Origin of the sequence: Cellulomonas algicola (genome assembly GCF_019024305.1) — a bacterium.
Taxonomy (GTDB): domain Bacteria; phylum Actinomycetota; class Actinomycetes; order Actinomycetales; family Cellulomonadaceae; genus Cellulomonas; species Cellulomonas algicola.
The window spans coordinates 520,999-541,399 of record NZ_JAHKSJ010000006.1 but is presented as its reverse complement, the minus strand read 5'-3'; the positions used below and the strand labels follow the sequence as shown (position 1 = coordinate 541,399).

Annotated in this window: 19 protein-coding genes; 7 read left to right on the top strand and 12 right to left on the bottom strand. The window is 75.2% G+C overall.

Translation table 11 applies throughout. From position 1 onward, the window contains the following. Positions 1-72 precede the first annotated feature (72 nt). The 3 genes from KOV94_RS06585 to KOV94_RS06575 all read left to right on the top strand — a co-directional run bounded on the left by KOV94_RS06585 (position 73) and on the right by KOV94_RS06575 (position 3,548). Positions 73-1,005: a sulfite exporter TauE/SafE family protein gene (locus tag KOV94_RS06585; RefSeq protein ID WP_218051557.1), complete on the top strand. Its 933-nt coding sequence runs from the start codon at positions 73-75 to the stop codon at positions 1,003-1,005. Positions 1,006-1,216: 211 nt separating this feature from the next. Further along, complete coding sequence (locus KOV94_RS06580) at positions 1,217-1,621, top strand: hypothetical protein (protein WP_218051556.1); 405 nt, start codon at positions 1,217-1,219, stop codon at positions 1,619-1,621. A 313-nt stretch (positions 1,622-1,934) separates the two neighbouring features. Then, positions 1,935-3,548 (top strand): methyl-accepting chemotaxis protein, encoded by a 1,614-nt coding sequence (locus KOV94_RS06575; protein WP_218051555.1) that lies wholly within the window; start codon positions 1,935-1,937, stop codon positions 3,546-3,548. A 310-nt stretch (positions 3,549-3,858) separates the two neighbouring features. On the opposite strand, the gene hemL is transcribed toward KOV94_RS06575, so the two are convergent. From hemL to hemE, 6 genes are all read right to left on the bottom strand, one after another. Next, complete coding sequence (gene hemL, locus KOV94_RS06570) at positions 3,859-5,214, bottom strand: glutamate-1-semialdehyde 2,1-aminomutase (RefSeq protein ID WP_124342565.1); 1,356 nt, start codon at positions 5,212-5,214, stop codon at positions 3,859-3,861. Then, complete coding sequence (gene hemB, locus KOV94_RS06565; RefSeq protein ID WP_218051554.1) at positions 5,211-6,212, bottom strand: porphobilinogen synthase; 1,002 nt, start codon at positions 6,210-6,212, stop codon at positions 5,211-5,213. Before hemB ends, hemL begins: the two co-directional genes overlap by 4 nt. After that, positions 6,209-7,243, bottom strand: a complete 1,035-nt coding sequence (locus tag KOV94_RS06560) for a uroporphyrinogen-III synthase (protein WP_218051553.1) — start codon at positions 7,241-7,243, stop codon at positions 6,209-6,211. Before KOV94_RS06560 ends, hemB begins: the two co-directional genes overlap by 4 nt. Next, positions 7,240-8,217 (bottom strand): hydroxymethylbilane synthase, encoded by a 978-nt coding sequence (gene hemC / locus KOV94_RS06555; RefSeq protein ID WP_218051552.1) that lies wholly within the window; start codon positions 8,215-8,217, stop codon positions 7,240-7,242. The genes KOV94_RS06560 and hemC overlap by 4 nt, the downstream gene beginning before the upstream one ends. Positions 8,218-8,473: 256 nt before the next feature. Then, entirely contained in the window at positions 8,474-9,889 is a 1,416-nt protein-coding gene (gene hemG / locus KOV94_RS06550) for a protoporphyrinogen oxidase (RefSeq protein ID WP_218051551.1), read from the bottom strand. Next, entirely contained in the window at positions 9,886-10,950 is a 1,065-nt protein-coding gene (hemE, locus tag KOV94_RS06545; protein ID WP_218051550.1) for a uroporphyrinogen decarboxylase, read from the bottom strand. Before hemE ends, hemG begins: the two co-directional genes overlap by 4 nt. Before the next feature lie 45 nt (positions 10,951-10,995). Here hemE and KOV94_RS06540 point away from each other — a divergent pair, with 45 nt between their 5' ends. Next, on the top strand, positions 10,996-12,294 hold the full coding sequence (locus KOV94_RS06540) for a glutamyl-tRNA reductase (RefSeq protein WP_200829673.1): 1,299 nt from the start codon (positions 10,996-10,998) through the stop codon (positions 12,292-12,294). Positions 12,295-12,468: 174 nt separating this feature from the next. On the opposite strand, the gene KOV94_RS06535 is transcribed toward KOV94_RS06540, so the two are convergent. The 5 genes from KOV94_RS06535 to KOV94_RS06515 all read right to left on the bottom strand — a co-directional run bounded on the left by KOV94_RS06535 (position 12,469) and on the right by KOV94_RS06515 (position 17,021). Continuing rightward, a complete protein-coding gene (locus KOV94_RS06535) occupies positions 12,469-13,320 on the bottom strand; it encodes a UCP033725 family protein (protein WP_210728402.1) in 852 nt (283 codons plus the stop codon). Between the two features lie 467 nt (positions 13,321-13,787). Beyond that, positions 13,788-15,245 (bottom strand): adenylosuccinate lyase, encoded by a 1,458-nt coding sequence (purB, locus tag KOV94_RS06530; RefSeq protein ID WP_124342423.1) that lies wholly within the window; start codon positions 15,243-15,245, stop codon positions 13,788-13,790. 129 nt (positions 15,246-15,374) lie between these two features. Next, positions 15,375-15,746 (bottom strand): PIN domain-containing protein, encoded by a 372-nt coding sequence (locus KOV94_RS06525; protein WP_235843395.1) that lies wholly within the window; start codon positions 15,744-15,746, stop codon positions 15,375-15,377. Positions 15,747-15,751: 5 nt separating this feature from the next. Further along, positions 15,752-16,009 carry a type II toxin-antitoxin system Phd/YefM family antitoxin gene (locus KOV94_RS06520; protein ID WP_124342425.1) on the bottom strand — a complete coding sequence of 86 codons (258 nt, stop codon included), beginning with the start codon at positions 16,007-16,009 and terminating at the stop codon, positions 15,752-15,754. Between the two features lie 46 nt (positions 16,010-16,055). Beyond that, entirely contained in the window at positions 16,056-17,021 is a 966-nt protein-coding gene (locus tag KOV94_RS06515) for an EamA family transporter (protein ID WP_218051549.1), read from the bottom strand. Positions 17,022-17,377: 356 nt separating this feature from the next. On the opposite strand from KOV94_RS06515, the gene KOV94_RS06510 reads away from it, so the two are divergent. Next, positions 17,378-17,632: a hypothetical protein gene (locus KOV94_RS06510; RefSeq protein ID WP_124342427.1), complete on the top strand. Its 255-nt coding sequence runs from the start codon at positions 17,378-17,380 to the stop codon at positions 17,630-17,632. Next, positions 17,629-19,176, top strand: coding sequence for a lipase family protein (locus tag KOV94_RS06505; RefSeq protein WP_218051548.1), 1,548 nt, complete (start codon positions 17,629-17,631; stop codon positions 19,174-19,176). The genes KOV94_RS06510 and KOV94_RS06505 overlap by 4 nt, the downstream gene beginning before the upstream one ends. Positions 19,177-19,252: 76 nt before the next feature. On the opposite strand, the gene KOV94_RS06500 is transcribed toward KOV94_RS06505, so the two are convergent. After that, on the bottom strand, positions 19,253-19,633 hold the full coding sequence (locus tag KOV94_RS06500) for a phage holin family protein (protein ID WP_124342429.1): 381 nt from the start codon (positions 19,631-19,633) through the stop codon (positions 19,253-19,255). Here KOV94_RS06500 and KOV94_RS20635 point away from each other — a divergent pair. After that, entirely contained in the window at positions 19,518-20,372 is an 855-nt protein-coding gene (locus KOV94_RS20635) for a DUF6318 family protein (RefSeq protein WP_308160401.1), read from the top strand. The two genes, KOV94_RS06500 and KOV94_RS20635, sit on opposite strands and share 116 nt — an antisense overlap. The last annotated feature ends 29 nt before the right edge of the window (positions 20,373-20,401 follow it).

Here is a 20,401-nt window from a genome sequence, read left to right as displayed (position 1 = left end):
GGTTGAATTGCAAGTAAGTCACTCGGGATTATCGGGAAAGCCGTCCTCCGTCGTCGTCCCCCGAGGTCTCCCGTGCCGCAGCTCCTGCTCCTCGCCCTCGCGGGCCTCGCCGCGCAGCTCGTCGACGGCAGTCTCGGCATGGCGTACGGCGTGACGTCCTCGACGCTGCTGCTCGCCATCGGCACCAACCCCGCGGCCGCATCCGCGACGGTCCACCTGGCGGAGATCGGCACGACGCTCGCGTCGGGCGTCTCGCACTGGCGGTTCGGCAACGTCGACTGGAAGGTCGTCCTGCGCGTCGGCGTCCCGGGGGCGATCGGCGCGTTCGTCGGGGCGCAGTTCCTGTCGCGGCTCTCGACGGAGGCCGGTGCGCCGGCCATGTCGCTCATCCTGCTCGGCCTCGGCGTCTACCTGCTCGTGCGGTTCACGCTCTTCGGTCTGCGCACCGACCGCCGGCACCTGCCGCTGCGCAAGCGGTTCCTCGCCCCGCTCGGCCTGGTCGCCGGCTTCGTCGACGCGAGCGGCGGCGGCGGGTGGGGGCCGATCGGCACGCCGGCCCTGCTCGCGAGCGGCCGGCTCGAGCCCCGCAAGGTCATCGGCTCGATCGACACCTCCGAGTTCCTCGTCGCGCTCGCCGCGAGCGTCGGCTTCCTCGTCGCGATCGGCTCCCAGGGAGTCAACCTCACGTGGGCGCTCGCGCTGCTGCTCGGCGGGCTCGTCGCCGCGCCGATCGCCGCGTGGCTCGTGCGGCACGTCCCGCCGCGCATCCTCGGCTCGGCCGTCGGCGGCGTCATCGTCCTCACCAACACCCGCACGCTCGTCCGCAGCGACTGGGTCGGCTGGAAGGGCGAGCCGCAGGAGGGCGTCGTCCTCGGTGTCCTCGCGGTCGTCTGGGTCGCCGCGATCGTCTGGTCCGTGCGCGCCTACCGCGCCGACCAGGCCGCCGCGCGCGCCGAGACCGCCGGTGCCGGCGCGGACGAGAAGGTCGTCGCGACCGCCGTCTGACGCGCGCCTCACGGCCCGCGCCCCGGACCGGTCACCCGGTCTGACCGTCCGCTCCCGCGGGGCGCGTCGCGCGCCCCTCACCCGATCCGGTGAGGCGTCGCCAGCGGTCGCCCCGCCTCCTCACCCGATGCGGTGCACGGCGTCCGATATGTCGCATGAGCACCCTTTCTCGGGGATACTCGTCCCGCCAGCGACGAGAGGCGACACCCACGTGACGATGCACGACGAGCCCGGCCACCGCGACGACGCGGCACCCGGGACGGCCGGGCGGACCTACCGACCGCACGCCGGCACGTGGAACATCCGGGTGCAGCCCGTGACCGCCGTCCCGGCCGTGCGGCACGACCCGTTCGCCGCGCTCGGCCACGACGCCAGCCGGCACGGCCACGCCACCGGGCCCGCCCACGCGCTGCACGACCAGCCCGACGCGCACGTCGCGGAGCGCGCGCCGGGCCACCCCACGCACTCGCTCTGGCCGCACGCCGACGAGCCCGCCGACGGCCCCGACGACAGGCCGACGGTGTGGCAGCCGCGCGCGGCCTGGCGCCCGACGCCGAGCGTCCCGTTCCCCCGTCCGGCCCCGTCGAGCGAGCTGGACCCGCCCACCTGGGGCTGACTCCGGGCGCACTCCCGCTCCCGTCGTCGCCGTCGTCCGGGGCGGTCCGCGTCGCCCCCCTGACGACGCGTGCGCAGGTCACCGTCGCACCGGTGCGCGACGAGCGTCTGCAGTCGGACGAACGTCCAGGACGCTCTGGGTCGAACCCGACGGATCGACCTCACAGAAAACGCTCAGCAGGACGCCGGACCGACCGAACGGAAGGACGGCGACGCCACGCGTCACGGCGCCGTCGCAGGGGGCGTCGAGGACCCGGCAAGCCCGCCGGTCGTCCGCACGTCCGCCCCCTCGCCGTCCGAAGCGAGAGGCCCGCATGCCCCAGTCCACGTCGTCCCGTCGCCGCCTGTCGTGGTTCGCGGACCGCGGCATCCAGACGAAGATCCTCGTGACGCTCGGCGTCGCCGGCACGATCGTGCTGCTCTCGTCCGGGTACGCCGTGCTCGTCCTGCAGCAGACGCGGGCGGACATGAAGACCATGGCCGACGGGCAGAGCCAGATCAGCGACGTCCGCGACCTCGTGCACCAGAACCAGCTCAAGGCGCGGATGATCGTCGCCCAGATCGCCGCCTCCGACGAGCCGACCGCCAAGAGCGACTGGCGTCGCGCGCTCGAGTCGAACGACGCCGAGCTCGACCCGCAGATCGCGGCCTACACCGCGAGCGCCGCGGGCGGCGAGCAGTCGTGGCAGGACTTCCTCACGAAGTACGACGCCTGGCTGCAGATCCGCGACGAGCAGCTGGTCCCCGCGGCGCTCGAGGAGGACCTGCACGAGTACGCGCGCATCCGCGACGAGATCGGTCAGCCCGCGATCGAGGCCTACGTGGCCGAGCTCGACCAGACCGCGGCCGAGAACACCGCGTTCATCACGAGCCTGGCCCGCCAGTCCCAGGACCGTGCGAGCAACGCGATGATCGTGCTCGTCACCAACCTCGCCACGGCGTTCGTCATCGCCGCGGTGCTCACGTGGCTCGTGGTGCGGGGCATCCGCCGGTCCGTCGACGACGTCCGCCGCAGCCTGCAGGCGATGGCCCGCGGCGACTTCACCGTCGAGGCGCCCGTCCGCTCGCGCGACGAGGTCGGGCAGACCGCCGAGGCGCTCGGCGTCGCGCAGCGGTCCGTGCGGTCCACCCTCGCCGGGGTCGTCGAGGCGGCCGAGACCGTCGCGGCCGCCGCGGAGGAGCTGTCGGCCGCCGCCCAGCAGGTCGGCGCCGCGCAGGAGGAGACGAGCGCGCAGGCGGGGGTCGTCGCGTCCACCGCGGACCAGGTCTCGCGCTACGTGCAGTCCGTCGCGGCCGGGTCGGCGCAGATGGGGTCGTCGATCCGGGAGATCGCGCAGAGCGCGTCCGAGGCGGCGAAGGTCGCCCACCAGGCGACGCAGATGGCCGAGCTCACCAACGAGCGCGTCGCGAAGCTCGGCGAGTCCAGCCTGGAGATCGGCAACGTCGTCAAGGTCATCACGTCGATCGCCGAGCAGACGAACCTGCTCGCGCTCAACGCGACCATCGAGGCCGCGCGTGCCGGAGAGGCCGGCAAGGGCTTCGCCGTCGTCGCGGGTGAGGTCAAGGAGCTCGCGTCCGAGACGGCGAAGGCGACCGAGGACATCGCGCGCCGCGTCGAGGCGATCCAGACCGACACCACCGGCGCCGTGTCGGCGATCGGCGAGATCTCCTCGATCATCGAGGCGATCAACGACCACCAGCTCACGATCGCGTCGGCGATCGAGGAGCAGACCGCGACCACGACCGAGATGTCGCGCGGGGTCGCCGACGCCGCGGCCGGCACCGGGGACATCGCCACGAACATCACCGGCGTCGCGACGTCGGCCGCGACGAGCTCCGACGTGCTCGCCCAGATGGGCACGAACGTCGAGGAGCTCGCCCGGATGTCCGCGGACCTGCGGTCGCGGGTTGCCGCGTTCACCTACTGAGGACCCGCGTCCGGTGGTCGGCCGTCCCCGGCCGCCGGGCGCCGTCCGGACGCCGCCCTCTCCTCGTCGGGCGGCACGGACGAGAAGGCCCGCCCCCCGGCGGGGCGGGGGGGGGGGGGGCGGGCGGCCGGGGGCGGCCGCCCCCGGCCGCCGGGCGCCGCCCGGCCGCCCCCCACTCCTCGCCGGGCGCCACGGACGAGAAGCCCCGCCACCGGGCTGGACGGTGGCGGGCCTTCGTGCTGGACGGTGGCGGGCCTTCGTGCTCGTGGCGGCGCGGCGAGCGGCCGTCGTCGGGCAGCGGCGCCGGGCGTCAGGCCGGGGGCGTCGCTGCTGCCGCGGCGCGCGCGGCCGCCGGGAGCGCCGACAGGACGCGGTCCACCGCGGTGTCGTCGTGCGCGGCCGAGACGAACCACGCCTCGAACGGCGACGGCGGCGCGTAGACGCCCGCCTCGAGCAGAGCGCGGTGGAACGGCGCGTACCGCCACGCCTCGCTCGCCTGCACCGCCGCGTAGTCGCGCACGCCGTGGGTCGCCGCCTCGGGGCCGAACATCGTGCTGAAGAGGCTGCCCGCCCACTGCACGCTGTGCGGGACGGACTCGTCGGCCAGGACGCGCGACAGCTCGGTGCGCAGCGTCGCCGCCGTCTGGTCGATCCGCGCGTACACCGACGCGTCGGCGAGCCGCAGCGTCGTCAGGCCCGCCGCGGTCGCGACCGGGTTCCCCGACAGCGTGCCCGCCTGGTAGACCGGGCCGACCGGAGCGAGGTGGCCCATGACGTCACGGCGACCGCCGACGGCAGCGACGGGGAGCCCGCCGCCGATCACCTTGCCGAACGTGAACAGGTCCGCGGCCCAGCCCTCGCGCAGGCCCTCGAGGCCCCACCAGCCGGAGAAGCCGACCCGGAAGCCCGTGAGGACCTCGTCCTGGATGAGCAGCGCGCCGTGCTCCGCCGTGAGGCGGCGCAGCTCGGCGTTGAAGCCGGGTCCGGGCGGGACGACGCCCATGTTCGCGGGTGCGGCCTCGGTGATGACCGCGGCGATCCGGTCGCCGTGCGTCGCGAAGGCCTCCGCGACGGCATCGACGTCGTTGTAGGGGAGCACGATCGTCTCGGCCGCGACGGCCGTCGACACACCGGCCGAGTCGGGCAGCGCGAGCGTCGCGACGCCCGAGCCCGCGGACGCCAGCAGCGCGTCGACGTGCCCGTGGTAGCAGCCGGCGAACTTCACGACGAGGTCGCGACCGGTGTGGGCGCGCGCGAGACGCAGCGCCGTCATCGTCGCCTCGGTACCGGTCGACACGAGCCGCACCATCTCCGCCGCAGGGACGCGCGAGCGGATCTCGTCGACCAGGTCGACCTCGGTGACCGTCGGGGCGCCGAACCCGAGACCGCGCGCCGCGGCGGCCTGGACGGCCTCGACCACCTCCGGGTGCGCGTGGCCCAGCAGTGCCGGACCCCACGAGCCGACGAGGTCGACGTACTCGTGCCCGTCGACGTCCGTGACGTACGGGCCGCTGCCCGACGCGATGAACGGCGGTGTGCCGCCGACGGCGCCGAACGCGCGCACGGGGGAGTTCACACCGCCGGGGATCACGGCCTGGGCGTGCGCGAACGTCTCCGCGCTCGTGCGGCCGGCGACCGCCGCCTCGCTGCTGCCGTACCGGCTCATGACTTCTCCTCCGCCAGCCACGCGGCCAGCTCCGTCGCGAAGTAGGTGAGCACGTGATCGGCACCCGCACGACGGATGCTGAGCACGGACTCCAGGATCGCCCGTTCGCGCTCGATCCAGCCGTGCGCGGCGGCGGCCTCGATCATGGCGTATTCGCCCGACACCTGGTAGGCGCTGACCGGAACGGTGGACACGGCCGCCACGTCGGCGAGCACGTCCAGGTAGGACATCGCGGGCTTCACCATGACCACGTCGGCACCCTCGGCGATGTCGATCGCGACCTCGCGCGCCGCCTCCCGGCGGTTCGCGGGGTCCATCTGGTAGGTCCGACGGTCGCCCTCGAGCTGCGACTCGACGGCGTCCCGGAACGGGCCGTAGAAGGCCGACGCGTACTTCGCCGCGTAGGCGAGCACCGCGACCTGGTCGTGGCCGGCGTCGTCGAGCGCGTCGCGCACCACGCCGACCTGGCCGTCCATCATCCCGCTGAGCCCCACGAGGTGCGCGCCAGCGGCGGCCTGCGCGAGCGCCATCTCCGCGTAGCGGACCAGCGTCGCGTCGTTGTCGACCGCGCCCGCGGGGGTCAGGACGCCGCAGTGCCCGTGGTCGGTGAACTCGTCGAGGCACAGGTCCGCCTGCACGACGAGCGCGTCGCCGGCCTCGGCGACCGCGTCCGCGATGGCGAGGTTGAGGATGCCGTCGGGGGCGGTGGCCTGCGAGCCGACCGCGTCGCGGACCTCGGGGATCGCGAACAGCATGACCCCGCCGAGCCCGGCCGCGGCAGCGTCCGACACGGCGCCCTTGAGCGAGTCGCGCGTGTGCTGCAGGACGCCCGGCATCGACGCGATCGGCCGCGCATCGGTCAGTCCCTCGCGCACGAAGAGAGGGAGGACGAGCTCCGCGGGGTGCAGACGGGTCTCCGCCGTGAGACGGCGCATCGCGGTCGTCGTGCGGAGGCGGCGCGGGCGGACCCGGCCGGGACGGGGGAGGGAGGTGGTCACGCGTGCTCCTCGGAGCGGGGGGTGGGGGGTGTCGGTGCGGCGGCCTCAGGGGGCGTCGCGGATTCACCGTCGGGGGTGGCGGACGAACGGGTGACGACGTCGCCGACCGCCGACGCGAGGGCGGCGACGAGGCTCGTCATCGTCTGCTCCTGCGCGACGCCCGCGAGCGGCAGGCCGAGACGCTCGACCTCGGCCGCGGTGGTCGGGCCGATCGCGACGAGCGCGGTCCCGGCGGGCGGCGCCCCGAGCTGCGCGACGAGCTCCCGGACCGTGCTGGCCGACGTCAGCAGCGCCGCGCCGATCGACCCGTCGGCCCACGCGGCGCGGACCTCGGCCGACGGCGGGGCCGCGGGCACCGTGCGGTAGGCGACGACGTCGTCGACCTGCCAGCCGCGCGCCCGCAGGCCGTCGGCGAGCGTCGGGGCGGCCAGGTCGCCGCGCGGGAACAGCACGCGCTGCGCCGGGCCGGTCGTGCCGTCGGCGCCGGTCGTGGAGTCCCTGCCCGACGGCAGCGCCGGCCAGGACGCGACGAGCGCGCGCGCGGTCGACTCGCCCCGGGGGACCAGCGACGGCTCGACGCCCGCCTCGCGCAGCGCCCGGGCCGTCCCGGGTCCGACGGCCGCGACGTGCACGCCCGCGTCGGCGACGATCTGGGCCAGCGTGCGGCCCGCGTGTGCGGCGCGCTGCTCCAGCACCGGCACGGCCGCCTGGCTCGTGACGACGAGCCAGCCGTACCAGCCCGCGCCGAGCGCGAGCAGGACGTCGTCGACGGGCGTCGGGTCCTCGGGCGGAACCGTCTCGACGAGCGGCACGACGACGGCTTCCGCGCCGGCGGCGGCGAGCGCGACGGCAGCCGGGCTCACGCCCGCGGCGGGCCGCGGGACCAGGACGCGCCACCCCGCCAGCGGGCCGGCCGCGGCCGGGACCGAGCGGTGTGCGTCGCCGGCGGCGCCGCTCCCCGTGCTCGCGGTGCGGGCAGAGGTGCCCGCCGTGCTCACGGTGCCGTCGACGGGAGGCTGCCGGGCGGTCATCGTGCGTGCCCGAGGTCGGCGAGGTCGGCGGCGCCGATCGCGAGGAGGTCGTCGGCGACCGTCGCGCCGAGCGCACGGGCCGCGAGGGCGTCCTCGGCGGGCGTGCCGCCGAGCGTCGTGCTGCGGCGCTGCCGGAGGGCCGCGCTGCCGTCGGTGCGGACGACGACCGCCTCGAGCGTGAGCACGTCGCCGTCGAGCGTCGCGAGCGCGCCGACCGGGGCTGCGCACCCCGCCTCGAGCCGGGCGAGCAGCGCACGCTCGGCGAGCACCGCGACCCGCGTCGGACGGTGGTCGAGGGCGGCGAGCGCGCCGGCCAGCGGCGTCGCGAGGTCGGTCGTCAGGCCGGTCGCGCGGGTCTCGACGGCGAGCGCGCCCTGCCCCGGTGCGGGGAGCATCACGTCGGCGTCGAACAGCTCGGTGACGGCCTCCAGCCGCCCGATGCGGGCCAGACCCGCACGCGCGAGGACGACCGCGTCGAGGTCTCCGGGACCGGTGGCCGACCCGGCGACGCGGCCGAGCCGGGTGTCGACGTTGCCGCGGATGTCCACGACGTCGAGGTCGGGACGGGCGCGCAGCAGCTGGGCGGCGCGGCGCGGCGAGCCGGTGCCGACCCGCGCGCCGTCCGGCAGCCCGGCGAGCGTGAGGCCGTCGCGTGCGCAGAGGGCGTCGCGGGGGTCCTCCCGCACCGGTACCGCCGCGATGACGAGCCCGTCGGCGTCGCCGGTCGGCAGGTCCTTGAGGGAGTGCACGGCGACGTCGCAGCGTCCGTCGAGCAGCGCGTCGCGCAGCGCGGTGACGAACACGCCGGTGCCGCCGAGCGTGGCGAGCGAGCCGGTGAGGCGGTCACCGTCGGTGCGGACGCGCACGGTCTCGACGTCGAGGTCGCCGTGCGCGGCGAGGGCGTCGGCCACGTGGCCCGTCTGGGTCAGCGCGAGCGTGCTCGCGCGCGTGCCGATGCGGACGTGCTGGGGCATGCCGCCCAGTGTCCCTCGCCCCGGTGGCCGGTGTCGAAGCGTGAGCGTGGTTCGTGGTAATGCTCACGTGAACGGTGTGACATCGAACTGACAGGCTGTCAGAAAATACGTCGTCCCGCCGATTCCCCGGGCCTCCAGAATGTCGTGCGTCACGATTTCCCGCGGGTGACGACAACTTGTCAGAAAAGCGCCTCGGGAAATGTGAGGTAATCCTCACCGCTGCGCGCGAGCGGGGTCAGGCCCGAGCCGATCCGCGTCAGGTGACGAGTGCCGTCGCGGCCGCCCGCGCGTCCGGGATGACCGACGCGAGACCGTTGCCCGCGGTCCACGCCCCGCACACCGCCACGCCGGGCAGCGCCGCGGCCGCCGCGCGGACCTGCGCGACGGCCTCCCGGTGCGCCGCGCTCGGCCGGGGCAGCGCCTGCGTCCAGCGCACGACCGCGCTGCCGGCCAGCACCGAGCGGTCCAGGCCGACCCCGAGCAGCACCGAGGCGTCCCGCAGAGCCAGGTCGACGAGCGCGTCCTCGTCGTCGGGGACCCGGTCGACGTCGCCCGCCCGCCCGTACGACAGGCGCACCACGTGCCGCCCGGCCGGGACGGTCCGCGCGAGCCACGGCCACTTCGCGGTCGCGTGCGTGAGCGCCTTCGCGGTGACGTCCGACGCCTCGCGCGCCACCAGCACGCCCGTGCCGCGCGGCGCGGCGCCGAGCGCCGGGGCGTCCACCACGAGCGTGACCAGGGTGACCACGGCGCCCGCGTCGAGCGGCGGCAGCGCCGCGCCCGGTGCGTGCTCGGCGAGCAGGTCGGCGGCCGCCGGTGAGGCGAGCACCACGCGGCGGCTGCGCAGCGTCGTGCCGTCGTCGAGCTCGACGTCGTACGGCTGCCCGTCGGGCCCGTCCGCGGCGACCCCGGTGAGCGCCCGCAGGCGACGCGCGCGCGCGCCGGTCCGGACCTCGGCGCCCTGCGCCCGGAGGTCGGCGACGAGCGTGTCGACCAGCACGTGCAGCCCGCCCTCGAGGCCCTGCACCGCCGACCCGGCGGGCGCCGCCGCGCGCAGGGTCCGCACGGCCCGCGTCAGGGAGCGCGACTCGCGCAGCGCGGCGGGCAGCCCGGGCGACACCGCGCCGACGTCGAGGTCGTCGGGGTCGGACGCGTGCACGCCCGCGACGACGGGACGCACGAGCCGGTCCAGGACGCGCGCCCCCAGCCGTGCCCGGACGAGTGCGCCGAGCGACGACGCCGACGCCCCGACCCGGGCGGGCAGGACGCGGTCGAGCGACGCCCGCAGCGCTCCGACCAGGCCGATCGTGCGGCGGACGTCGGCCGCGAACGGCTCCGACGGGATCCCGAGCAGCCCGGTCCGGGGCAGCGGGCCGTCGCCCGACGGCAGGTGCACCCACGACCCGTGCGACGCGGGCAGGCACACGCGGCCGGCCAGCCCGAGGTCGTCGAGGTAGGCCGCGACCGTCCCGCCGCGCGTCGCGAAGGACTCCGCACCCGCGTCGAGCCGCAGACCCGCGACGGTGTGCCCGCGGACGGCGCCGCCGGGCTCGGTGTCGGCGTCGAGGACGACCGTGCGCAGCCCGGCCGCGGCCAGCTCGCGTGCGGCCACCAGCCCCGCGACGCCGCCGCCGACGACGACCGCGTCCCAGGTCGGGCCGCCCGTGGTCACAGCGAGTGGACGAGCCCGACCAGGCGGGTCAGGACCTCGGGGTCGGTGTCCGGCGGGACGCCGTGGCCCAGGTTCACGACGTGCCCGGGCGCCTGCTGGCCGCGCGCCACGACGTCGCGCACGTGCGCCTCGAGCACGGGCCACGGCGCCCCGAGGAGCGCGGGGTCGATGTTGCCCTGCAGGGGCGTGCGCCCGCCCAGGCGGCGGTTCGCCTCGTCGAGCGGCAGCCGGTGGTCGACGCCGACGACGTCCGCGCCGACGTCGCGCATCGCGACCAGCAGCTCGCTCGTGCCGGTGCCGAAGTGCACGCGGCGGACGTCGAGGTCGGCGATCGCGGAGAGCGCGTGCGCCGACGCGGGCGCGACGTGCGCGGTGTAGTCGGCGAGACTCAGCGAGCCCGCCCACGAGTCGAAGAGCTGGGCCGCGCTGGCGCCCGCGAGCACCTGCGCCCGCAGGAACGCGCCCGTCACCTCGGCCGTCCAGGACGTCAGGGCCGTCCACGTCTCCGGGTCCGCGTGCATGAGCGTCCGGGCAGCCAGGTGGTCGCGCGACGGGCCGCCCTCGACGAGGTACGCGGCGAGCGTGAACGGCGCACCCGCGAAGCCGATCAGCGGCGTGCTCCCCAGGCCCGCGACCGTGCGTGCGACACCCTCGGTCACCGGTGCCAGACGCTCGGCCGTGAGCGGGCCGAGGTCGCGCAGCGCCGCGACGTCCGCCGCCGTGCGCACCGGTGCGCCCATCACCGGACCGACGCCCGGCTTGATCTCCACGTCGACGCCCGCGAGCCGCAGCGGCACCACGATGTCCGAGAAGAAGATCGCCGCGTCCACGTCGTGCCGCCGCACCGGCTGCAGCGTGATCTCGCTCGCCATCTCCGGGTCGAGGCACGCGTCGAGCATCGCCGTCCCGGCCCGCAGCGCGCGGTACTCGGGCAGCGACCGACCCGCCTGGCGCATGAACCAGACGGGGCGCCGCGAGGGCCGCTCGCCGGAATACGCGCGCACCAGCGGAGAATGCGCGGTGCGGCCGTCGGCGAGGGGATGTGTGACGGGAAGAGGCACCCCTCGATTGTGCCCGACAAATGTCGGGATGATTGAATCGGGGACGTGGTGCTGCTGTCCCTGGTCGCCAGTCACCACGACCTCGACCTCGCCGTGCTGGAGCGTCTCTCGTCGGACGTGCACGCCGTGGGTCGCGAGCTCGTGCGCGCGTCCACCCCCGTCACCGGTGCCGTCGTTCTCGCGACGTGCAACCGGTTCGAGCTGTACCTGGAGGTCGGCGACGTCGACCAGACGCCCGCCGCCCTGGCCGCGGCGTCGCAGGCCGTCGCCACGCGCTCCGGGTACGACCCCGACGAGGTCCTCACGCACCTGCGCCCCCTCACCGGCACCGCGGCGGGCGAGCACCTGTTCGCCGTCGCGAGCGGGCTCGAGTCGATGGTCGTCGGCGAGCGCGAGATCGCCGGGCAGGTCCGCCGCGCCCTGACGACCGCGCGTCGCGACGGCACCACGACGTCCGCTCTCGAGTCCCTCTTCCAGGCCGCGTCACGCGTGTCCCGTGCCGTCGAGTCCGAGACCGGGCTCGGCGCCGCCGGGCGCTCCGTCGTCGGTGTCGCCCTCGACATCGCCGAGCGCGGGCTCGTGCCGTGGTCCGAGGTCTCGTGCGTGCTCGTCGGGACCGGCTCCTACGCCGGCGCGACGCTCGCCGCGCTCAAGGCCCGGGGGTGCACCGACGTCCGCGTCTACTCGCCGAGCGGCCGGGCGGGGCAGTTCGCGTCGGCCCGCGGCGTCCGGGCACTGCCCGCCGGTGCGGACCTGGCCGCCGAGCTCGGCGGCGTCGACCTCGTCGTCGCGTGCAGCGGAGCCGCGGGTGCGGTCCTGCAGGTGGACGCGCTCGCCGCCGCGCGCGCGCACGTCGACGCCCGTCCGCTCACCGTCGTCGACCTCGCCCTGCGGCACGACGTCGACCCCGGCGTCCGGCACCTGCCCGGCGTCCGGCTCGTCACGCTGCACACCGTCGCGGAGCACGCCCCCGCGGAGCACGCGGCCGTCGAGTCCGCGCGGCAGATCGTCGTGTCCGCGGCGGACGCCTACGAGGCCGACCAGCGTGTGCGCGAGTGGAACCCGGCGGTCGTCGCGCAGCGCACGCGCGTGCTCGGCGGGCTCGAGGCCGCACTGGCCGCCCTGCCGGAGGACGCCCGCGACGAGCGGGCCGAGCGGTCGCTGCGCCGGCGCACCCGGTCCACGCTGCACGCCCCGACCGTCCGCGCACGGGAGGCGGCGCGGGCCGGTGACGCGGTCGCGTACGCGGCGGCGCTCGCGGAGCTGGCGGCGATCGAGGTCCCGACGGTCGTGGGGACGGGCGCCGGCCCGGTGGCCAGGACCGTGGGCGCGGCGGCCCGCTGACTCTCCGGCCGTCCGTACCAGGGGCGTCGGTGCGGGCGGACCCACACGTGTCAGCGAGGTGCGCACCCCGGACATGGTGCGTGCCGGGCCTGGACGGGGGGGAGGGCCAGGCCCGGCACGCGTTCGAGAGGGATCACAGCGGGGGGATCGCCGCTCCCTCGGTCCGTGCGGTCGTCAGTACGCCACCTGGTGCCGCTGCGCGGCGGGCCCGGGGGCCCAGGTGTGCGGGACGACCTGGTTGGTCTGGATGTCGGTGAGCTCGGCGGCGTAGACGATTCCCTCGTACACACCGGCCTCGACGCGCTCGAGGTGCAGGCGCTCGGCGCGCTCGATGTCGTCGCCGAGGTGCGAGATGCGCGCGACGACGTAGCGCTGCGCGTCCTGCCACTGGTCGACGACGCGGACGGACAGGCCGTTCCAGCGGGCCGTCAGGTCGAGCTCGAACAGCTCGGTGACGTCCTCACGGGCGACCCGGCGGTACCAGCGTCCCGAAGGCGCCTGGTGGAAGCCGGTCTCGGCGAGCGGCGGGTTGGCGAGCGCGAGGACCACGGTGTGGCCGCCGTCGACGACGTCCGCCTCGAGGTACGCGCCGTGCCACTTGGCGACGGGTCCGACGCAGCGTGAGAGCGATGCCAGGGCCGGACGCCGGGCGCCGAGCTGCGTGACCGTCCACCCGGTGCCGACGTCGCCGTAGCGGGCGAGCAGCGTCGCGGTGCCGTCCTCGTAGACGCGGATGAGCTCGGCGCCCGGGGGGATGCGGGAGTGCCGGAGCCACCACAGCGGGAGGATGTAGCCGGGGACGTCGCGGTACTGGAGCTGCGGCGAGGACTCGAACCGCAGGATGTCGATCGACCGGTCCCACGGGCTGAAGGGCGACCCCTCGTACCCGAGGCCGTGCACCTCGAAGAGCTGTGCCGGGGTGGTCGCGAAGCCGACGTCCTCGGCGCGCACCACGTAGCCGGCCACACGGTCGTGCCCCGCGGTCAGGATCGCGCGGGTGAGCGCTGGTGTGATCGCCTTCTGCATGAGGGTCACGGTGGGCATCCTTGCCGGGAAGAGGGAGGAACCGGAGGAACAGGACGGATCGGTGCACGATTGTGCAGCCCTTCACGGGCACCTGTCCAGATCGCGTCACCCGTCCGTGTGCCACCGGTGTGCTTCCGCAGGTCAGGAGCGATGAGAGCGTTCCCGATCGAAGCGGTTCGACCAGATGAGAGCACGGTGAGAATCGGTCGAAACGTTACGGACGCATGGACCTGCGGCTTTGCTGGAAGCGCTCTCGCTGACGACGCGTCGAACTGTAGCGCGAACGGCGCAACGAGATCGATTTACCCGAACTGTCCGATTCACTCGTTCGGCTCGGACCAGCCTCGGGGCGCGCCAGGGACGACGATCGTCCGCGCACCGCCCCGCCGTCCGGGACCTTCGTCCCGACGCCACGGACGACGCGCGTCTCGACCCGAGGAGCCGACCGCGCGAGGAGCGCGAGCCGGTCAGTGGTCGAGGTACGCGACCAGCTCCGACGCGAGCCCCGTGTACGACGCGGGCGACAGCGCCTGCAGGCGTGCCGCGACGTCGTCGGGCAGCCCCAGGCCGCCGATGAACTCGCGCATGTCGTCCGCCGTCAGCCGGCGCCCGCGCGTCAGCTCCTTGAGCCGCTCGTACGGGTTCTCCATGCCGGTCACCCCCGCGACGGACGCCGCACGCATCGCGGACTGCACCGGCTCGCCGAGCACCTCCCAGTTCTCGTCGAGCTCGCGCGCGAGCAGGTCCGCGTCCACGTCGAGCGCCCGCAGGCCGCGGCGCACGTTGTCGATCGCGAGCAGCGAGTGCCCGAACGCCGGGCCGATGTTGCGCTGCGTCGTCGAGTCGGTCAGGTCGCGCTGCAGCCGGCTCGTGACCAGCGTCGACGCGAGCGTGTCCAGCAGCGCCGACGAGAGCTCCAGGTTCGCCTCGGCGTTCTCGAACCGGATCGGGTTCACCTTGTGCGGCATGGTCGACGAGCCCGTCGCACCCGCCACCGGGATCTGGATGAAGACCCCGCGCGAGATGTACGTCCAGACGTCCGTCGCGAGGTTGTGCAGCACCCGGTTGAACCGCGCGACGTCGGCGTAGAGCTCCGCCTGCCAGTCGTGCGACTCGATCTGCGTCGTCAGCGGGTTCCACGTCAGGCCCAGGTGCTCGACGAACGTGCGGCTCACGACCGGCCAGTTCGCGCCCGGCACCGCGACGACGTGCGCGCCGAACGTCCCCGTCGCGCCGTTGATCTTGCCGAGGAACTCGTCGGACGCGATCCGCCGCAGCTGCCGCCGCAGCCGGTGCGCCAGCACCGCGAGCTCCTTGCCCAGCGTCGTCGGCGTCGCCGGCTGACCGTGCGTCAGCGCGAGCAGCGGCTGGTCCTTGTGCTCGTGCGCGAGGGCCGCGACCTCGTCCGTCAGCGCCGTCGCCGCCGGGAGCCACACGTCCTGCACCGCACCCCGCACCATCAGCGCGTACGACAGGTTGTTGACGTCCTCGCTGGTGCAGCCGAAGTGCACGAGCTCGCTCGCGCCGGGCAGCACCGTGTCGTCGCCGAGCGTCGCGGGCGCGTCGGCCAGGCGCTTCTTGAGGAAGTACTCGACCGCCTTCACGTCGTGCACCGTGACGCGCTCGATCTCCGCGAGCTCCGCGACCTCCGCCGCGCCGAACGTCGTCACGACGTCGCGCAGGTACTGCTCCTCGGCCGCGGACAGCGTCGGCGCGCCCGGCACCACCTCGTGCCGCGTCAGGTGGATCAGCCACTCGACCTCGACGTGCACCCGCTCGCGGTTGAGCGCCGCCTCCGACAGGTGGTCCACCAGCGGGGCGACCGCCGCGCGGTACCGGCCGTCCAGCGGGCCGAGCGCGATCGCGGGGGACGCGTCGGCCAGACGGACGCGCGCGGACGGGGCGGTGACGTCGGGGGAGGACATGCCGCCATCATCCCAGAGCGGCCCCGCGGTCCGTCGGCGCGTCCGCCGGACTGCGGTCGTCGCACGGCGGAGGATCGGGCTGGCAGTGGTGACGAGGCTGGTGCGGCTCGCCCGGACCACGCGGTGGGGCTAGGGCTCCCGCACCTCGACGAGCTCACGCACCCCGACGAAGTCGTCGAGGTTGTGGGTGAGCAGCGCCGCGTCGTGCGCGTGAGCCGTCGCCGCGATCAGCAGGTCCATCTGACGGGCCCGGGGCTGCCGCCCGCCCGCACGCACCGCCGCCGCGATCGCACCGTAGCTCGCGGCGACGGTCGCGTCGACGGGGAGCGCGGTGAACGTCCGCTCGACGGCGGCCAGCCGACGGAGCCGCTCGGGTCGACTGTGGTCGGTGGCCACGAGAACGCCGTAGTGGAGCTCGGCGAGAGTCACCGCGCTGATCGCGTACTCGCCGTCGGGTGACGAGGTGAACGCCTCGGAGATCAGCACCGAGGTGTCGAGCACGTACCTCACGCGACGGGGCCGCGGCCGTCGAAGGGGTCGCGGAAGGAGTCGTCGAACGCGTCCCGCTCGAGAGAACCGTAGTCGGCGCCCGTCCAGATACCCGCGACCGCGTCGCCGCGCTGCCAGCTCGCTGCCGCGGCGGGCACGAGCTCGGCCACGCGGCGTCCGCTCACCGTCACCCCGATGTGCTCGCCGGCCTCGACCCGACGCAGCACCGCAGACGCGTTCTGGCGGAGCTCGCGAAGCCCGACAGAGGAAGACACGGGACCACCGTAGCGCTTGTGCTACCTCGCGTCGACCGGGAGGTGGTCAGGGGGCGACGGTGTCCGGGAGGACGCCCGCGGGCTCGTCGGCGGGGCGGCGCTGGCGGGCGGTCTCGGCGAGGACGACGCCGCCGAGGACCACGGCGCCGCCGACGAGCTGCACCACCGTCATGACCTCGCCGAGGAACACCCACGCGGACGCCGACGCGGCGACGGGCTCGACCATCCCGAGCAGCCCGGCGCGCGCGGGGCCGAGCGACCGGATGCCGACGAGGAAGAGCAGGTACGGCACGACGGTGCCGAGGACGACGATCCAGACGACGAGCAGCCACAGCGGCGGGGCGACGGTGCCGGGGACGTCGACCGCGTCGTCGAGCATCCCGTACGGGTAGGTCCACACGGGCTGCAGGACGACCCAGAACAGCGCCGCGAACGCCATGGTCCACGCGTGCGTCGACAGCGGGTCGCGCGCCGTGAGGAGCTTGTCGCCGAGCAGGTAGTAGGCCGCGAGGGACACCGCGGCGCCGGCCGCGGCGAGCAGTCCCAGCGCGTCGAGCCCCACGCCCTCGCCGACCTGCGCGACGAGCGCGAGCCCGCCGAGGCACGCCACGAGCGCCCACCACACGCGACGGTGCACGGCCTCCTTGAGCACGAACCGCGCCCAGAGGGCGACGAGCAGGGGAGCGGTGTACTCGATGAGCAGCGCGATGCCGACGGGCAGCCGCGAGATCGCCGTCAGGTAGAGCCACTGGACGAGCGCGACGCCGACGACGCCGAGAACCGCGAGCGACACGAGCTCGCGCCGGTCGCGCAGCCGCAGCCGACGGGCGCCGACGACGAGGACCGCGGCGACGAGCACGACGGCCGACCCGACGCACCGGATCTCGACGAGCCGCGTGGGGCTGAGGCCGGCCTGCATCGCGAGCTTCGCGACCGTGCCGTTGACCGCGAACAGGAGCGACCCGACGACGACGGCGAGCACGCCGAGCGGCGCGGGGAGGCGGTGGGGCACGTGCGCACGGTAACCCGGTGGTCCACCCCGGACGGGCGTCGCCCCGCGGGGCCGGTGGCTTGTTGCTCCGCGTGCACGAGGCGGAGCCTGGGTCGCGGGTCGCGGGTCGCGGGTCGCGGGTCGCGGGTCGCGGGTCGCGGGTCGCGGGTCGCGGGTCGCGGGTCGACGGCGCGACTTCCGGCGGGTCGACGGCGGACGTCCGGTGCTGGTGGAACGGGTCGGTGCCTGTGTCGGTGTCGGTGTCCGGCCGTGCGTGGTGGCATCGAGCCGTCCACAGCCCGGACCTGAGCGCGCCCGTCCACCAGCGCCGAGCGAGGATCGACGCGGACTCGTCCTCCGCTCCTAGCGTCCCCGACATGGCCAGCGCGATCGCACCACACGTCCGCACGGCGCGCCTTCATGTCGACGAGGCGCGCCGGCTCGTGCTCGCCGCGCGTCGCGTCGAGTGGCGGTCGCCGACCGTCACCCGGTACCTGCACGCGCTCGACGACCTCGACGCCCGGCTGCGGCGCACGGCCGACGCGATCGAGGTCGCCGAACGGGCCGCACACACCGCCGACGCGGCGGCGACGGCCGGACCGGCGGGCGGTCTCGTGGGTGGTACCTGGTGAGCGACGGCGGGCTGACGATCGTCGGAGGCGGGCGCCCCGACGTCGTCGACACCGCGGAGATGCACCGGGCGGGGACGATGCTCGACCGCGTCGCCGACCACCTCGACGTCGCCGACCGCGCGCTCGCGGTCGCAGTCGACACCGCTCGGCCCGCGCTCCTGACTGCCGAGGGCAAGGCCGCGTCCGCCGCGCTCCACGCCGTTCGGGAGGGGCCCGCGTCGCCGCGTCGCTGGGCGGACGAGGCACGAGCCCTGGGGCGTCGCGTCCGTGCCGCGGTCGTCACCTATGACTCGGCCGAGTCCGGGGTGCACCGGCTGATGCGCGTCGTCGTCGGCGGCGAGCCGGTGCTCGACGCGCTGCTCCCTGCGCTGCCGCTGGTCCGTCCGCTGCTCGGTGTCGCCGCCGCCGGCGTGGCCTCGGTCGCGGTGCGTGCCGTCGCGCTCGACACCGCCGTGCGCGCTGCGTGGGCGTGGCCGTCGGGTCGCGCCGACGACGTGGTGCGCGAGCGCATGCGGGCCCTTCAGCGGCTCACCGCCGTGCTCGTGGCCGACGGGCGGGCCGAGCTGTTGACCCTCGGGCTCGCGACCACGCTCCTCGGGCCGACGGCCTCACGCGTGCCACCGGACCTGCGGGTGCCCGTGCTCGTCCGGCGGCTCGCGTGGCTCCTGCCCGCGCCGAGCCCCACGGTCGTCGTGCCGCGCGTGGGTGCGGCGCAGCTCCCCGTGCCCCGGGACCTCGCCATGGTCGTCGCGAACATCGCGCTCAGCTATCGCGACGGGTCGGTGGCGGCGGTGCCAGGGACGCCGGACGGCACGGTCTCGATCCAGCGGCTCGTCAAGCCCGACGGTTCGGTGTCGTGGGTCGTCGAGATCCCGGGGACGCAGTCGCCCTCGCTGAACGGGGTCAACCCGATGGACGCCGGGACGGACGCGCTGCTCGAGGCAGATCTGCCGGAGTCGATGACGCCGGCGGTGATCGAGGCGATGCGGCTCGCGGGCATCCGGGAGGACGACCCCGTGATGCTCGCGGGCCACAGCCAGGGCGGGATGGTCGCGACCAGTGTGGCCACGGCCCTCGCGGGGACCTACCGGATCGCCGCCGTGCTGACGGTCGGGTCGCCGGACATCCCACGCGGACCGATGCCTGCGGGGGTCCAGGTGCTGCACGTCCGCGACAGCGGGGACATCGCGCCGCAGAGCGACGGGCGGCCCGACCGCGGGTCGCGGAACGTCCGCGTCGTCACGGGCGACGCCCAGGAGGCGGGAGCACCGGCGGTCCGGAACCTCGTCGAGGCGCACAGCGTCGCCCGGTACGTGCGCCTGACCGAGGCCGTCGAGGCCGAGCTCGACGACCCCCAGCTCCGCGACTTCGCGCGAGCCGCGGAGACGGTGCTCGGACCGCCGGGCACCACCGCGACGACCCTCCAGTTCGTCGCCACGCGCGACCCGGACGTCGTCGCCACCGACCCGCTCACCGGGCTGCCACGCCCCGACCGGCTGGCGCAGGGCGGCCCGCTGACCGCGCCGCCGGGGAGGTCCGGATGAGGCCGGCCGCGCCGCAGGCGCCGCAGACCGCAGCCCTCGGCAGAGGGACGACCACAGCGTCCGTGGTGCCGAGGGGTCAGTCCCGGTCGCCGGGGACGATGACCGAGAGGACGAAGCTCACGATGGAGATGATCAGCGCCCCCAGCACGGCGGTGCCGAAGTTGTCGATGCGCAGGCCCCAGCTCGTCTGCTCCGTGATCCACGCGGTGAGCATGAGCATCAGGGCGTTCACGACCAGCGTGAACAGGCCGAGCGTCAGGATGTACAGGGGGATCGACAGGAACGCGACGATCGGCTTCACCACCGCGTTGACGATCCCGAAGACGAGCGCGATGAGCAGGATGATCGCCACCTGCTCGAGGTTGGAGTCGGCACCGACGATCGTCAGGCCCGACAGGACGAGGGTCGCGAGCCAGATCGCGACGCCGTTGATCAGCACCCTCACCACGAACGACATGCGTCGATCCTGCCATCGGCACCCGCTCGCGTGCGCCTTGTCGGAGCGGCTCGTCGGGTCGGGACGCGCCACCGGGCGACGTCACGCCACGCGGCTCGCCGTGGTGTTGGCGGCGACAGCCGCGTTGACGGCATGCACAGGACCCGCGCCGACCGCGAGCACCGATGCGTCGACGGCGCTTGTCGCGACTGCCGCGCCGACCCGCGACGCGCCGACCCGTGACGCGTCGCGGCGACCTGCGCGGCCTGAGCGGACGACGTCCGGCGAGTCATCGACGGAACGCGTCCTGCCCGGCCGGGCGGCTCCCGCGCCGGAGCAGCCCGCCGCGATGGCCGTCGGCGACAGCACCGGAGCCCTCGCGGCCGTCGAGCACGTCCTCGTCCTCTGGACGCACGCGCGGACGACGGGCTCCGTCGCGGCGCTGGAGGGGACGTACGCGGACACGTGCGGCATCTGCGTCGAGGTCGCCGAACGGGTCGTCACGCTCGCCGCGAGCGGCATCACCGAGGTGGACGGTGGGCTGACGCTCGTCGACCCGGCGACGACCGAAGCCGTCCCGGGATCGTGGTACGCGGTCACCGCAGTGCTGGTCGAGGACGACGCACAGCTCGTGGACGCTGACGGGGCGGCGGTCGGCGGCGTCATCGACGGCGGTCGGTACGACATGCTCGCCACGCTCAGCTGGTACGAGGGGACGTGGCGCGTCGAGTCGATGACCCTGTACGCGACGACGTCGTGACGCTCACCGTGGGTCCGGACCGAGGGTCG

Excerpts from the sequence above, each read along its gene's own strand:
- KOV94_RS06560 (WP_218051553.1), bottom strand. The coding sequence starts at position 7,243 with ATGACCGCCCGGCAGCCTCCCGTCGACGGCACCGTGAGCACGGCGGGC.
- hemC (WP_218051552.1), bottom strand. The coding sequence starts at position 8,217 with ATGCCCCAGCACGTCCGCATCGGCACGCGCGCGAGCACGCTCGCGCTG.
- purB (WP_124342423.1), bottom strand. The coding sequence starts at position 15,245 with ATGTCCTCCCCCGACGTCACCGCCCCGTCCGCGCGCGTCCGTCTGGCC.
- KOV94_RS06510 (WP_124342427.1), top strand. The coding sequence starts at position 17,378 with ATGGCCAGCGCGATCGCACCACACGTCCGCACGGCGCGCCTTCATGTC.
- hemL (WP_124342565.1), bottom strand. The coding sequence starts at position 5,214 with ATGAGCCGGTACGGCAGCAGCGAGGCGGCGGTCGCCGGCCGCACGAGC.
- KOV94_RS06500 (WP_124342429.1), bottom strand. The coding sequence starts at position 19,633 with ATGTCGTTCGTGGTGAGGGTGCTGATCAACGGCGTCGCGATCTGGCTC.
- KOV94_RS06535 (WP_210728402.1), bottom strand. The coding sequence starts at position 13,320 with ATGCAGAAGGCGATCACACCAGCGCTCACCCGCGCGATCCTGACCGCG.
- KOV94_RS20635 (WP_308160401.1), top strand. The coding sequence starts at position 19,518 with ATGATCGCCACCTGCTCGAGGTTGGAGTCGGCACCGACGATCGTCAGG.
- KOV94_RS06575 (WP_218051555.1), top strand. The coding sequence starts at position 1,935 with ATGCCCCAGTCCACGTCGTCCCGTCGCCGCCTGTCGTGGTTCGCGGAC.